We start from the raw sequence: 12,683 nt of genomic DNA, 5'->3' as shown, positions 1-12,683 counted from the left end.
TTTTACGTAGTCATTTAGACTCAAAGCGTTTTATAGTCATCGCGACTACATAGAGTCTCTTTGACTACAAGACCATGACCGCGAAATCCTTGCTCACCGCTCTACTGCCACTGGTCTCCGACCTGTCCCGCGAACTGCCCGAGGGCGAGCGCTATCGACGCCTGCTCGAAGCTATGCGCGCCCTGCTGCCGTGCGATGCCGCCGCACTGCTGCGCCTGGACGGCGAATGGCTGGTGCCGCTGGCGGTGGATGGTTTGAGTACCGACACCCTCGGCCGGCGCTTCAAGGTCAGTGAACATCCTCGTTTCGAGATCCTGCTGGACGGCGCCGGGCCAACGCGGTTCGCCGCCGACAGCGACTTGCCCGATCCTTACGACGGTCTGGTCGATGGTCTGGGCGATCACCTTGAGGTACATGACTGTCTCGGCTGTCCGCTGTTCGTCGATGAAAAACTCTGGGGCCTGATCACCCTCGACGCGCTTGATCCGGAGCGTTTTGAACCGATTGAACTCGACGCCCTGCAAGCCTTCGCCAGCCTCGCCTCGGCCACGGTCAACGCCGCCGAACGCATCGAACGCCTGGCGCTACGTGCCGAAGACGAGCACCAGCGCGCCGAGGTCTACCGCCAGGCCAGCGGTCAGCAGCGCGAAATGATCGGCCAGAGCAAGGCGCACAAACGGCTGGTGGAGGAAATCAACCTGGTCGGCGGCAGCGATCTGACGGTGCTGATCACCGGCGAAACCGGGGTCGGCAAGGAACTGGTGGCGCAAGCGATCCACGCCGCCTCCCCGCGCGCCGACAAACCGATCATCAGCCTCAACTGCGCGGCCCTGCCCGATACTCTGGTCGAAAGCGAACTGTTCGGCCACGTGCGCGGCGCTTTCACCGGTGCCACCAGCGACCGCCGCGGCAAGTTCGAACTGGCCAATGGCGGTACGCTGTTTCTCGATGAAGTCGGCGAACTGTCGCTGACCGTACAGGCCAAGTTGCTGCGCGTGCTGCAAAGCGGCCAGTTGCAGCGGCTCGGCTCGGACAAGGAACATCAGGTCGATGTGCGCCTGATCGCCGCGACCAACCGCGATCTGGCCGAAGAAGTGCGCAGCGGCCGCTACCGCGCCGACTTCTATCACCGCTTGAGCGTGTACCCGCTGCGAGTCCCGGCGCTGCGCGATCGCGGCCGCGATGTGTTGCTGCTCAGCGGCTTCTTTCTGGAACAGAACCGCTCGCGCATGGGCCTCAACAGCCTGCGCCTGAGCAGCGACGCCCAGGACGCGTTGCTCGCCTACACTTGGCCGGGCAACGTGCGCGAGCTGGAACACTTGATCGGACGTAGTGCTTTGAAGGCGCTGGGCAATTGTAAGGTGCGACCGAAGATCCTCAGTTTGAGCGCGGCGGATCTGGATTTGCCGCGGGAGGTTGTGGATAACTCGGTGGAGCCGGTTGCCGAGGTGCCCGCGATGCCGTTGATCAGCGGCGATTTGCGCAGCGCGACCGAGCAATATCAGCGGCAGTTGATCAGTGCTGCGTTGGCGCGAAATCAGGATAACTGGGCAAGTGCGGCGCGAGAGTTGGGGCTGGACCGGGCGAATCTAGGGCGGATGGCTAAACGCCTTGGGATGAGATAGACCTCCATTGTGGCGAGGGAGCTTGCTCCCGCTCGGCTGCGCAGCAGTCGCAAAAGCAGCGGACATGACCAACCTGATACACCGCGGTGGATGGTTATGGGAGCGCTTCGCACTCCAGCGGGAGCAAGCTCCCTCGCCACACCGTTTGACCCGGATTGAGGATTGAGCCTAAAGCCTGCCCCCGACAAGTCGATAACCCGGCATCAATAGTTTCTGGCGATTTGCACCCTCGCCCATCACCTTTTTCCACAGAAGGTTTATATGTCTTCCACCAAAGCCCGCGCAGATTCACTTTCGCTTCTGCTGTTTACCTTGCGCAGCGGCAAGCTGATGGCGATCAACCTGCTGAAAGTCAGTGAAATCATCCCCTGCCCGCCGCTGACCAAAATGCCCGAGTCGCACCCGCACATCAAAGGCATCGCCACCCTGCGCGGCGCGTCGCTGTCGGTGATCGACCTCAGCCGCGCCATCGGTGAACGACCACTGGAAGACCCGAACGGCGGCTGCCTGATCGTCACCGATGTCAGCCGTTCGAAGCAGGGCCTGCATGTGCAGGCGGTGAGCAAAATCGTCCATTGCCTGACCACCGACATCAAGCCGCCGCCGTTCGGCTCCGGCGGTTCGCGCGCCTACATCACTGGCGTGACCTCGGTGGACGGCACGCTGGTACAAGTGCTCGACATCGAGAAAGTCATCCACAGCATCGCTCCGGCGCAGATCGAGATGGCCCCGACCGACCTGAGCATGGAAGACGCCGAAGTGTTAGGCAACGCGCGGATTCTGGTGGTCGATGACAGCCAAGTAGCGTTGCAGCAATCGGTGCACACCCTGCGCAACCTCGGCCTGCAATGCCACACCGCGCGCAGTGCCAAGGAAGCCATCGACTGCCTGCTGGATCTGCAAGGCACCGCACAGCAGATCAACCTGATCGTCTCCGACATCGAAATGTCCGAGATGGACGGCTACGCCTTCACCCGCACCCTGCGCGAGACGCCGGACTTCTCCCACCTCTACGTGCTGCTGCACACCTCGCTCGACAGCGCGATGAACAGCGAGAAAGCACGCCTGGCCGGGGCCAACGCGGTGCTGACCAAGTTCTCCTCGCCAGAGCTGACCCAGCGCCTGATCGAAGCGGCCAAACACGTCGCCGCCAACGGTCACTGAGTCTTGGGCCAGACATACTGCTTTTTGATGCGGCGCGACCTTCGTCAAGACGTGCCGCCGATCCACTGGGCGGAAGGCATTGAGCTGAACACTTATCGTCCGGAACTCGCTGCGGCCGTGCATCAGCTGATGCAACTCGGCTACCGCGAGGGTGGCGGCCGCGTGCCAGCACTGGAGGAATGGCAGCAGCGCTTCGAAAGCGATCCCGAATACGATCCTGATTTGTGCTTCATCGCCCGCGATAACGAAGGCGTGATCGGCGTGGCGCAATGCTGGACCAGTTCATACATCAAGAATCTGGTGGTGCATCCGCGCGCTCAGGGTCGTGGACTGGGTCGAGCGCTGTTGCTGAATGCGTTCAAGGTGTTTCAGCAACGCCGTGAAGGTTTTGTCGATCTGAAGGTGCTGGAAGACAACCTGCGGGCGCAGCGTTTGTATGAGAGTGCCGGGATGATTGTGGTTCGCCGGGAACTTGTGCCGGACTGATCGACCGTCTTCGCGAGCAAGCCCGCTCCCACCCTGGAATGCATTTCAAATTGTGGGAGCGAGCTTGCTCGCGAAGAGGCCGGCCCAGGCAACTTCTCCCCCTCAGGCATACTCAAACCTTGGCCAAACCCAAGGATGCCCAACCATGAAAACCCTCTCCCTGAGCCTGCTCTGCCTCACCGCCCTGGCCTCCCAGGCCCACTCCTCCAGCCCCGACGCCTGGGCCGCTTACGACAAAACCGTGCTCGCCAGCTGCACCAAGGCCAGCGGCCTGAAAGACGCCAAACCCGTCGGCAGCCCCGCGCAATTCGATGACCGCGTCGGCTACACCGCCGTGCTGCTGCAAGGCCAATACCCGCAAAAACACATGAAAGGCCAGCAAGGCAGCGAGCTGTGCCTGTACAGCAAAAAGTCGAAAACCGCGTTCGTCACCGAATGGGACTCGATCCGCCCCACCAACAAGCCTTGAAGGCTGGCGTACAACTTGCTTCGATCAGCCCCAGCCTGACGACTTTACGTCGCCGTTTCACCCCCTGATTGAAGATTGATCGTGCAATGAATACGACATTTTCCTGCGTCGGTTGCGGCAAATGCTGCACCGACCACCATGTGCCCCTGACCCTCGCCGAAGCCCGCATGTGGGCGGCGGATGGCGGTCAGGTGATCGTGCTGGTGGAGGCCTTTCTCGGCAACGGCCTGGGCCTGCCGGCGCAGCAGCGTGAGCACGCCGAACGACGTTCGCTGGTGGTACGCAGCGGCACGACCGAGGCCCACGTGGCCATCACCTTCGCCGCATACAACGTCGGGCGCTGCCGGAATCTTGACGAAGAAAACCTGTGCCGCATCTACGAACGCCGGCCGTTGGTGTGCAGGATTTATCCGGCGGAAATCAACCCGCACATCCCGCTCAATCCGGCGGCCAAGGATTGTCCGCCAGAGTCGTGGCAACAGGGGCCGCTGCTGATTGTCGGCGGGGAGTTGGTCGATCAGGAACTGCTGGAGCTGATCCAGCGTTCGCGTCAGGCCGATCGCGATGATATCCGCATCAAGGATGCGATCTGCGCCGCGCTGGGGATTCGCACCACGGCGCTCAAGGGCGACGGCTTTACCGCGTATTTGCCGCAGATGGACGCTTTTGCGGCCGTGATCGATCAGGTTTCAGCACAGCCGCTGAGTGAAGCGTCCAGCGAATGGCTGTTTCATTTGTCCGGGGATGATGTGGCCGGGCAGTTGGTGGCGGCTGGGGCGCGGGTGGTGACTGAGCCGGCGCAGACGTATGCATTCATTTCGCTGCGGGCGGCTTGATCCGGATTTTGTACTGCCTGCAATGGCCCCTTCGGGAGCAAGCCCCCTCCCACAGGGTTTTGAGTTGTACACAGAATAAATGATCAACTCACAAACCTGTGGGAGGGGGCTTGCTCCCGAAGAGGCCGGCCCAGATAACCTCAATCCCGAACCTGCCGCCGCCCCCAGAACTCCCGCGCCAGCAACCGCAAATCCCCCGCCAGCCCCGCCACATCTTCAGAATTGCGCTGACTCTGCCGCCCCTCATTCACCGTCAACTCGGACGCCGTACGAATGCTGACGATATTGCGGTTGATGTCTTCGCTCACCGCGCTCTGCTGCTCCACCGCCGCGGCGATCTGCAGGCTCATCTCGGTGATCTGCTCGACCCGCTCACTGATCCCGTCCAACGCCCGCGCCGCGCGCTGTGCCTGTTCGACGCTGTTATCCACATGCTCGCTGCTCTGCTGCATCACCAGCACGGCGTCCCGTGCACCGTTCTGCAGGGTGCTGATCATCCGTTGAATCTCGTTGGTCGACTGCTGCGTGCGCTGCGCCAGCCCACGTACTTCATCGGCCACCACCGCAAAGCCGCGCCCGGCATCGCCAGCACGCGCCGCTTCGATCGCTGCGTTGAGCGCCAGCAGATTGGTCTGTTCGGCGATGCTGCGGATCACCTCCAGTACTCCGGAAATCTCGCTGCTGTGGCCTTCGAGCTGATGAATCACCTCGGTCGCCCGCCGCAACTCCTCGGCCAGACGCAACACCGCACTGCGACTTTCACCGACCAGCCAATGCCCTTCGCGGGTTTCCGTGCCGGCCATGTCCGCCGCCACCGACGCCTGCTGCGCATGGCTGGCAACTTGCGCGACGCTGGCGGCCATCTGATGAATCGCCGCCGCCACCTGATCGGTCTCCGCCTGTTGCGCCAGCGAACTGTTGTGACTGCTTTGCAGATGATCGACCAGTTGCGCCGCATGCCCGGCCAACTGCTGCGACGCATCACCGATACGCCCGACCACCGCGCCGACCTGGGCTTCGAGCATTTGCAGGGCAAACTCGATCTGGCCGAACTCATCGCGGCGCCCGGTATAGATGCTCTGGCTCAACGGATTGTCCGCGACCTGCCGCGCGCGCTCGGTCAGGCGTTCCAGCGGCCGCAAGATCCAGCGCACGCCCAACGCGCAGAGACTGCTGCCGACCACCAATGCCAGCCCATCGATCCATGCCGACTCCGGACGCAACCAGGCCTCGATCCCCAACACCAACCCCAGCAACGCACTGGCCAACGCCGTGATCCTGCCGCGCAGACCTAACGTGGGCAGCGGCCGCCGCCCCTTCATTTCTCCGCGCAACTGCGCGTACACCCGCTCTGCCGCCGCCACCCGCCGTGCATCAGGCCGGGTGCGCACCGACTGATACTCCACCGCCACGCCGCTCTGCGTGACCGGCGTGACATACGCGCTGACCCAATAATGGTCGCCATTCTTGCAACGATTCTTCACCAGCCCCATCCACGAGCGTCCGCCCTTCAGCGTCTGCCACATATGCGCAAACGCCTGCGCCGGCATGTCCGGATGGCGCAACAGGTTGTGTGGCGTGCCGAGCAATTCGTCGCGGCTGTAACCGCTGATTCTGATGAAGTCTTCGTTGGCGTAGGTGATCGCGCTGGTCAGATCGGTGGTCGAAAGAATGTTCGCGTCCGGCGCCACATCGACGTTACGGCCGGTTACCGGGAGATTGATCTTCATGGAAAGCGCGCTCGTTTTATGGGAAGAGTCGGCAGGGCTGCTGACTCTAAGCGCACCAATTGGTCAAATATTGATCTGGCTCAGGATCTGAGCACTTAGCCATCACTGCGACCGAAAATCGCAGTCGATGGCCAAAAGAGGGATGAAACTCAGCGCTTGCCCATCGAGCGACGGGTACCTGGCGGCGCCATGCCCGGGGTCTTGGTGTGGCCGTTCTTGGCGCCGTTCTTGTACCAGGGCTGATTCGAACCCTTGGCCGCCGCCAGCTCCCCCGGTTTGAACGGGAACTTGAAAGCCGGGATCTCGGGTTTGGTTTCGCTGGCGTCAGTCAGCTCGGCCGGGACATCGCTCAAAGCGTCGTCAACCGGCGGTTGGATCGGGGAAGTCATAAAAGCTCCGCAAAGCAAAAAGTCGGGCCCGAACAGTGAGCCGCGAAGGCGCGCAGTATACCTGCGCGCCTTGCGACAGCACCTGAAGATTTGCAGCGCACGCCGAACGGTTTAGAGGTAGGTGATGGTGCAATGTTTGCCAAATTGGGAATGATCGGTCCCTTTTTGGGACTGGCTAACAACAAGAGCCGAGAGAGATGCGTCGCCCGCACAGACGCCTTCGCGAGCAAGCTCGCTCCCACAGGTGGAGTGCGCTTTTCTGTGGGAGTGAGCCTGCTCGCGATGAACGATGACGCGGTGCTCGGACGAATCAAGTGCGTGGATCGACCCGATCCAGCGCCCGGTTCACCGCCAGTTCGGCGAGCATGACGATCTGCTGGATCGCCAACGCCGTGCTGCGTTGCGGACCGCCGAGTTCATTGGCGAAATTGCTGGCCATGGCACTGGCAGAGGCCAACGATTCGTAAGCGTGGGCGAGCAGGGTTTCGGTGTCGATGCCTGGGTTGACCAGAAACATCGTGCTTGGCTGTCGCGGCTGGGCGGGTTGTGGACTGAGGTAGAAATCGAGTGCGCGTTTGATGGCTTCGCGGTTTTTGGCGAGGTCTTCAGCGCGGATGGCTTCGGCGAGCGGGGTTGTGGTTTCTACGGGAGGATCGGGTACGGGTTTCGACATTGAATTGATCTCTAATCATCTGATTAAAGCCATCTCTGTCGTTTCTCACGCGACGAAGAGGTGGCAGCTATGTGCGGAGTGAGAAACCGGTAAGAGATCAACCCGGCCGAACCGAAGTCCGCCCGCACACAGCCGCCATAGAAGATCGTCGGCAGCAAATAAGCTGACGGCGATTATGGTGCGGCTGGCGCTTGATTAAAACCTCTCAGCGGGTTCTCACACCCGATCACCGATTTGCGGTGACAACCAAAGCCTAAAGACCGCACTTCCGACGGACAACCTGAAAACCTTGTGGGAAGGTTCTGGTTGTTTGGCACAGAATTAAACAGCCTCAGACCATGGGGCGGATGGACTGGCCTCATCGCCGGCAGGCTGGCTCCCCACAGTTGAATTGAGTGCATTCAGTTGAGTATTGGTCGGCTATCAGGCCGCCTTCGCGAGCAAGCCCGCTCCCACAGTGGGATTGGGTGAGTCAGTTGGAGATTGGTCGGCTATCAGGCCGCCATCGCTGGCAAGCCAGCTCCCACAAAAGAGCAAAGCAAAAGCGAGATCAAAAGATCGCAGCCTCCGGCAGCTCCTACAGGGAACATAAGTACAACCCGCACGCGGCGCATGCCGCCCCACTCCAGGATGAGCGCAAGCTCGGCTGCAGCTCTTGATCTTGATCCACGGGCGACGTCGGAAGGCTGAGTGGAGGGATTGATCCGGGGGTGGGAGCGCAGCGACCGTTTGGCGAAGCCAAACACAGCGAGAGGAGGTGCAGCGAAGCAAACCGTAGGCGCTGCGCCCGGATCAATCCCGCAGCGAAGGGACCCCGAGCCCCAGCGAGCGGGCCGAACGCAGGAGCAAGCGTTTTTGGTTACTTTTGAGGCGTTTGTCAAAAGTGACTCGCCGTAAGGGCGAAACCGTAATCAGCCACACCCGCAGAAACGGATATACACCCCGGCGAAACTGACAGCGCTGACAGCTAGCCGTCACCCTACTGACCTGCAGACAGGTTTATAAAGACAACAACCCTGCCCAAACTCCGTCCGGCGCCCACCCCGCATGCGAATCCAAAAGAACAAAGCCCTGCTCGCCACCCTATTGATCGTCCTCGCAGGCGCAGGTCTGTGGTACACCCTGAAACCCGCCCCGACCAAACTCGCCACCCCCACCGCCATCCCCGTGCGAGTGATAGCGGTCAGCGAAAAAGACGTCCCCCGCTACACCACCGGCATCGGCTCCGTACTCTCATTACACAGCGTCGTGGTGCGCCCACAAATAGACGGCATCCTCACCAAAATCCTCGTGAAAGAAGGCCAACTCGTCAAAGCAGGCGACCTGCTCGCCACCATCGACGACCGCTCGATCCGCGCCAGCCTCGACCAGGCCCGCGCACAACTGGGCGAAAGCCAGGCGCAACTGCAAGTCGCCCTGGTCAACCTCAAACGCTACAAACTGCTCAGCGTCGACGACGGCGTCTCCAAACAGACCTACGACCAGCAACAAGCACTGGTCAACCAACTCAAAGCCACCGCCCAAGGCAACCAGGCCGCAATCGACGCGGCGCAAGTACAACTTTCCTACACGCAGATCCGCTCCCCGGTCACCGGCCGCGTCGGTATTCGCACCGTCGACGAAGGCAACTTCCTGCGCATGACCGACACCGCCGGCCTGTTCACCGTGACCCAGATCGACCCGATCGCCGTGGAATTCTCCCTGCCGCAACAAATGCTGCCGACCCTGCAAGGCTTGATCAACGATCCGCAGCACGCACAGGTCAAGGCCTACATCGGCGCTGATACCGACGGCGAAACCGGCAACCTGCTCGGCGAAGGTCACCTGACCCTGATCGACAACCAGATCAACGCCAACACCGGCACCATCCGCGCCAAGGCCGAATTCGACAATGCCAGCCAGAAGCTCTGGCCGGGCCTGCTGGTGACGGTAAAAATTCAGACGGCACTGGATAAAAATGCGCTGGTGGTGCCGCCCACCGTCGTACAGCGCGGTCTCGATCAACACTTCGTTTACCGCGTGAATGGCGACAAAGTCGAAGCCGTACAAGTGCAGATGGTCTATCAGGGCAGCGGCCAGGACATCATCAAAGGCGTGAAGGCCGGTGACGTGCTGGTGACCGACGGCCAGTCGCGGCTCAAACCCGGCTCGACCGTGCAGGTCATGAGTGAGCCGCCGCAAGTGGTGCAAGCGGAGCCGAAACCATGAAGGCGCACAAAGGCGTCTCCACCTGGTGCATCGATCACCCGGTCGCGACGATTCTGCTGACCATCGCTTTGGTGCTGGTCGGCGTAATTGCCTTCCCGCGCCTGCCGATTGCCCCACTGCCGGAAGCGGAATTCCCGACAATTCAGGTCTCGGCGCAGTTGCCCGGCGCCAGCCCCGACACCATGGCCTCGTCCGTGGCCACGCCGCTGGAGGTGCAATTCAGCGCCATACCCGGCATGACCCAGATGACTTCCAGCAGCGCGCTCGGCTCCAGTCTGCTGACCCTGCAATTCACCTTAGACAAGAGCATCGACACCGCCGCTCAGGAAGTCCAGGCGGCGATCAACACCGCTGCCGGCAAACTGCCCAAGGACATGCCGACCTTGCCAACGTGGAAGAAGGTCAACCCGGCCGACAGCCCGGTGCTGATCCTTAGCGTCAGCTCGACGCAAATGCCCGGCACCGAACTCAGCGACCTGGTGGAAACCCTGCTCTCGCGCCAGATCAGTCAGATCGACGGCGTAGGACAAATCAACATCACCGGTCAGCAACGTCCGGCGATCCGCGTGCAAGCCTCGGCCGACAAACTGGCGGCGATCGGCCTGACCCTCGCCGATATTCGTCTGGCGATCCAGCAGACCAGCCTCAACCTCGCCAAAGGTGCGTTATACGGCGAATCGAGTATCTCGACGCTGTCGACCAACGACCAGTTGTTTCATCCCGAGGATTACAGCCAACTCATCGTTTCCTACAAGGACGGCGCCCCGGTTCACCTGCGCGATGTCGCCAAAGTCGTCAACGGTTCGGAAGATGCCTACGTGCAAGCCTGGGCCGGTGATCGACCTGGGGTGAACCTGGTGATTTCGCGGCAACCGGGGGCGAACATCGTTGAAACCGTCGACCGCATTCAAGCCGCCCTGCCCGGCCTTGAAGCCATGCTCCCGGCCTCGGTGCAGGTGAAAACCCTGATCGACCGCACCCAGACCATCCGCGCCTCGCTGCATGAAGTCGAGATCACCCTGTTGATCGCGATCCTGTTGGTGGTGGCGGTGATGGCGCTGTTCCTGCGGCAGTTGTCGGCAACCCTGATTGTTTCAGCGGTGCTCGGCGTATCGCTGATCGCCAGTTTCGCTTTGATGTACCTTCTCGGGTTCAGTCTGAACAACCTGACGCTGGTAGCGATTGTCGTGGCCGTGGGGTTTGTGGTGGACGATGCGATTGTCGTAGTGGAGAACATCCACCGACACCTTGAGGCCGGCGACGACATGCGCGAGGCGGCGATAAAGGGTGCCGGCGAGATCGGCTTCACCGTGGTTTCGATCAGTTTCTCACTGGTGGCGGCGTTCATTCCGCTGCTGTTCATGGGCGGCGTGGTCGGGCGGCTGTTCAAGGAATTCGCCCTGACGGCGACCTCGACCATTTTGATTTCGGTGGTGGTGTCGCTGACCCTTGCGCCGACGCTGGCAGCGCTGTTCATGCGCAAACCGGTGCATCACGCCCACGACAAACCGGGCTTCAGCGAACGCCTGCTCGGCTGGTACGAAAAAGGTCTGCGCCGCGCCCTCGCCCACCAGAAACTGATGATCGGCGTGTTCGGTTTGTCCCTCGCTTTGGCCATCGCCGGTTACATCTTTATCCCCAAAGGTTTCTTCCCGGTGCAGGACACCGGTTTCGTCCTCGGCACCACCGAAGCCGCTGCGGATATTTCCTACGGCGACATGGTGAAAAAACACCTGGCGATGGCCGAAATCGTCGCCGCCGATCCGGCCGTGCAGGCGTTCTCGCACACGGTGGGAGTGTCCGGCAGCAACCAGACCATCGCCAACGGCCGCTTTTGGATTACCCTGAAAAAACGCGGTGACCGCGACGTCTCGGCCAGCCAGTTCATCGACCGCATTCGTCCACAACTGATGAAAGTCCCGGGCATCGTCCTGTACCTGCGCGCCGGCCAGGACATCAACCTCAGCTCCGGCCCGAGCCGCGCGCAGTACCAATACGTGCTCAAGAGCAACGACGGCGCGACCCTCGCCACCTGGACCCAGCGCCTGACCGAAAAACTGCGCAGCAACCCGGCGTTCCGCGATATTTCCAACGACCTGCAACTGGGCGGCAGCATCACCCACATCAGCATCGACCGCAGCGCTGCCGCGCGTTTCGGCCTGACCGCCAGCGATGTCGATGAGGCGCTGTACGACGCCTTTGGCCAGCGGCAGATCAACGAATTCCAGACTCAAGTCAATCAGTACAACGTGATTCTGGAGCTGGACACCAAACAACGCGGCAAGGCCGAAAGCCTCAACTATTTCTACCTGCGCTCGCCGCTGAGTGGCGAGATGGTGCCGCTGTCGGCGCTGGCCAAATTCGATGCGCCGACCATAGGCCCGCTGTCGATTGCCCATGACGGCATGTTCCCGGCCGCCAACCTGTCGTTCAACCTGGCGCCCGGCGTGGCGTTGGGCGACGCGGTGATCCTGCTCAATCAGGCCAAGGCCGAGATCGGCATGCCCACCGCGATCAGCGGCAATTTCCAGGGCGCGGCGCAGGCGTTCCAGAGTTCGCTGGCCAGTCAGCCGTGGCTGATTCTCGCGGCGCTGGTGGCGGTGTACATCATTCTCGGCGTGCTCTACGAGAGTTTCGTGCATCCGCTGACGATCATCTCGACCCTGCCGGCGGCCGGTCTTGGTGCGGTGATCATGCTGTGGATCTGCGGTCAGGACTTTTCGATCATGGCGTTGATCGGGCTGGTGTTGCTGATCGGTATCGTCAAGAAGAACGGCATCCTGATGATCGACTTTGCGCTGGAAGCCCAGCGCAATCGCGGACTGGCGCCGCAGGATGCGATTTTCGAAGCCTGTCTGACGCGGTTCCGGCCGATCATCATGACCACCCTCGCGGCGCTGCTCGGCGCGTTGCCGCTGATGCTCGGTTATGGCACCGGCGCCGAACTGCGCCAACCGCTGGGAATCGCGGTGGTGGGCGGCTTGCTGGTCAGCCAGATGCTGACGCTGTTTACCACGCCGGTCATATACTTGTGGCTTGAGCGGCTATTTCACAGGCCCAAACCAATGCCCACGACGGCACTGGCGACCACAGACTGAGGCAG

At 61.6% G+C, this 12,683-nt stretch carries 10 protein-coding genes and 1 pseudogene; 7 read left to right on the top strand and 4 right to left on the bottom strand.

What is annotated here, in order from left to right:
* Positions 1–74 precede the first annotated feature (74 nt).
* The 5 genes from norR to CKW11_RS06220 all read left to right on the top strand — a co-directional run bounded on the left by norR (position 75) and on the right by CKW11_RS06220 (position 4,580).
* Positions 75–1,625, top strand: coding sequence for a nitric oxide reductase transcriptional regulator NorR (gene norR / locus CKW11_RS06240; protein ID WP_095136872.1), 1,551 nt, complete (start codon positions 75–77; stop codon positions 1,623–1,625).
* 261 nt (positions 1,626–1,886) lie between these two features.
* A complete protein-coding gene (locus tag CKW11_RS06235) occupies positions 1,887–2,789 on the top strand; it encodes a chemotaxis protein CheV (RefSeq protein ID WP_095136871.1) in 903 nt (300 codons plus the stop codon).
* 27 nt (positions 2,790–2,816) lie between these two features.
* The gene (locus CKW11_RS06230; RefSeq protein WP_095136870.1) at positions 2,817–3,275 is read left to right on the top strand and encodes a GNAT family N-acetyltransferase; all 459 of its coding nucleotides are present in this window, start codon (positions 2,817–2,819) and stop codon (positions 3,273–3,275) included.
* 145 nt (positions 3,276–3,420) lie between these two features.
* Positions 3,421–3,744, top strand: coding sequence for a hypothetical protein (locus CKW11_RS06225; protein ID WP_095136869.1), 324 nt, complete (start codon positions 3,421–3,423; stop codon positions 3,742–3,744).
* Positions 3,745–3,830: 86 nt separating this feature from the next.
* Positions 3,831–4,580 (top strand): YkgJ family cysteine cluster protein, encoded by a 750-nt coding sequence (locus CKW11_RS06220; protein WP_095136868.1) that lies wholly within the window; start codon positions 3,831–3,833, stop codon positions 4,578–4,580.
* Between the two features lie 140 nt (positions 4,581–4,720).
* Here CKW11_RS06220 and CKW11_RS06215 read toward each other — a convergent pair whose 3' ends face one another.
* The 4 genes and pseudogenes from CKW11_RS06215 to CKW11_RS06205 form a co-directional block, all read right to left on the bottom strand.
* Entirely contained in the window at positions 4,721–5,827 is a 1,107-nt protein-coding gene (locus tag CKW11_RS06215) for a methyl-accepting chemotaxis protein (RefSeq protein WP_371917865.1), read from the bottom strand.
* Positions 5,828–6,028: 201 nt separating this feature from the next.
* Positions 6,029–6,310: pseudogene (locus CKW11_RS29035) on the bottom strand (PAS domain-containing protein); the annotation flags it as partial.
* 149 nt (positions 6,311–6,459) lie between these two features.
* Positions 6,460–6,699, bottom strand: a complete 240-nt coding sequence (locus CKW11_RS06210; RefSeq protein ID WP_095136866.1) for a hypothetical protein — start codon at positions 6,697–6,699, stop codon at positions 6,460–6,462.
* Positions 6,700–7,009: 310 nt separating this feature from the next.
* Positions 7,010–7,372: a DUF6124 family protein gene (locus CKW11_RS06205; protein WP_095136865.1), complete on the bottom strand. Its 363-nt coding sequence runs from the start codon at positions 7,370–7,372 to the stop codon at positions 7,010–7,012.
* A 1,047-nt stretch (positions 7,373–8,419) separates the two neighbouring features.
* On the opposite strand from CKW11_RS06205, the gene CKW11_RS06200 reads away from it, so the two are divergent.
* Entirely contained in the window at positions 8,420–9,580 is a 1,161-nt protein-coding gene (locus CKW11_RS06200; protein WP_095136864.1) for an efflux RND transporter periplasmic adaptor subunit, read from the top strand.
* Positions 9,577–12,678, top strand: a complete 3,102-nt coding sequence (locus CKW11_RS06195; protein ID WP_095136863.1) for a multidrug efflux RND transporter permease subunit — start codon at positions 9,577–9,579, stop codon at positions 12,676–12,678. Before CKW11_RS06200 ends, CKW11_RS06195 begins: the two co-directional genes overlap by 4 nt.
* The last annotated feature ends 5 nt before the right edge of the window (positions 12,679–12,683 follow it).

Source organism: Pseudomonas sp. Irchel s3a10 (assembly GCF_900187525.1).
Lineage (GTDB): Bacteria > Pseudomonadota > Gammaproteobacteria > Pseudomonadales > Pseudomonadaceae > Aquipseudomonas > Aquipseudomonas koreensis_G.
The sequence above is the reverse complement of the archived record's forward strand: the minus strand, read 5'-3'. Positions and strand labels throughout refer to the sequence as shown.

Excerpts from the sequence above, each read along its gene's own strand:
- CKW11_RS06230 (WP_095136870.1), top strand. The coding sequence starts at position 2,817 with ATGCGGCGCGACCTTCGTCAAGACGTGCCGCCGATCCACTGGGCGGAA.
- CKW11_RS06210 (WP_095136866.1), bottom strand. The coding sequence starts at position 6,699 with ATGACTTCCCCGATCCAACCGCCGGTTGACGACGCTTTGAGCGATGTC.
- CKW11_RS06205 (WP_095136865.1), bottom strand. The coding sequence starts at position 7,372 with ATGTCGAAACCCGTACCCGATCCTCCCGTAGAAACCACAACCCCGCTC.
- CKW11_RS06200 (WP_095136864.1), top strand. The coding sequence starts at position 8,420 with ATGCGAATCCAAAAGAACAAAGCCCTGCTCGCCACCCTATTGATCGTC.
- CKW11_RS06220 (WP_095136868.1), top strand. The coding sequence starts at position 3,831 with ATGAATACGACATTTTCCTGCGTCGGTTGCGGCAAATGCTGCACCGAC.
- CKW11_RS06235 (WP_095136871.1), top strand. The coding sequence starts at position 1,887 with ATGTCTTCCACCAAAGCCCGCGCAGATTCACTTTCGCTTCTGCTGTTT.
- CKW11_RS06225 (WP_095136869.1), top strand. The coding sequence starts at position 3,421 with ATGAAAACCCTCTCCCTGAGCCTGCTCTGCCTCACCGCCCTGGCCTCC.
- CKW11_RS06195 (WP_095136863.1), top strand. The coding sequence starts at position 9,577 with ATGAAGGCGCACAAAGGCGTCTCCACCTGGTGCATCGATCACCCGGTC.
- norR (WP_095136872.1), top strand. The coding sequence starts at position 75 with ATGACCGCGAAATCCTTGCTCACCGCTCTACTGCCACTGGTCTCCGAC.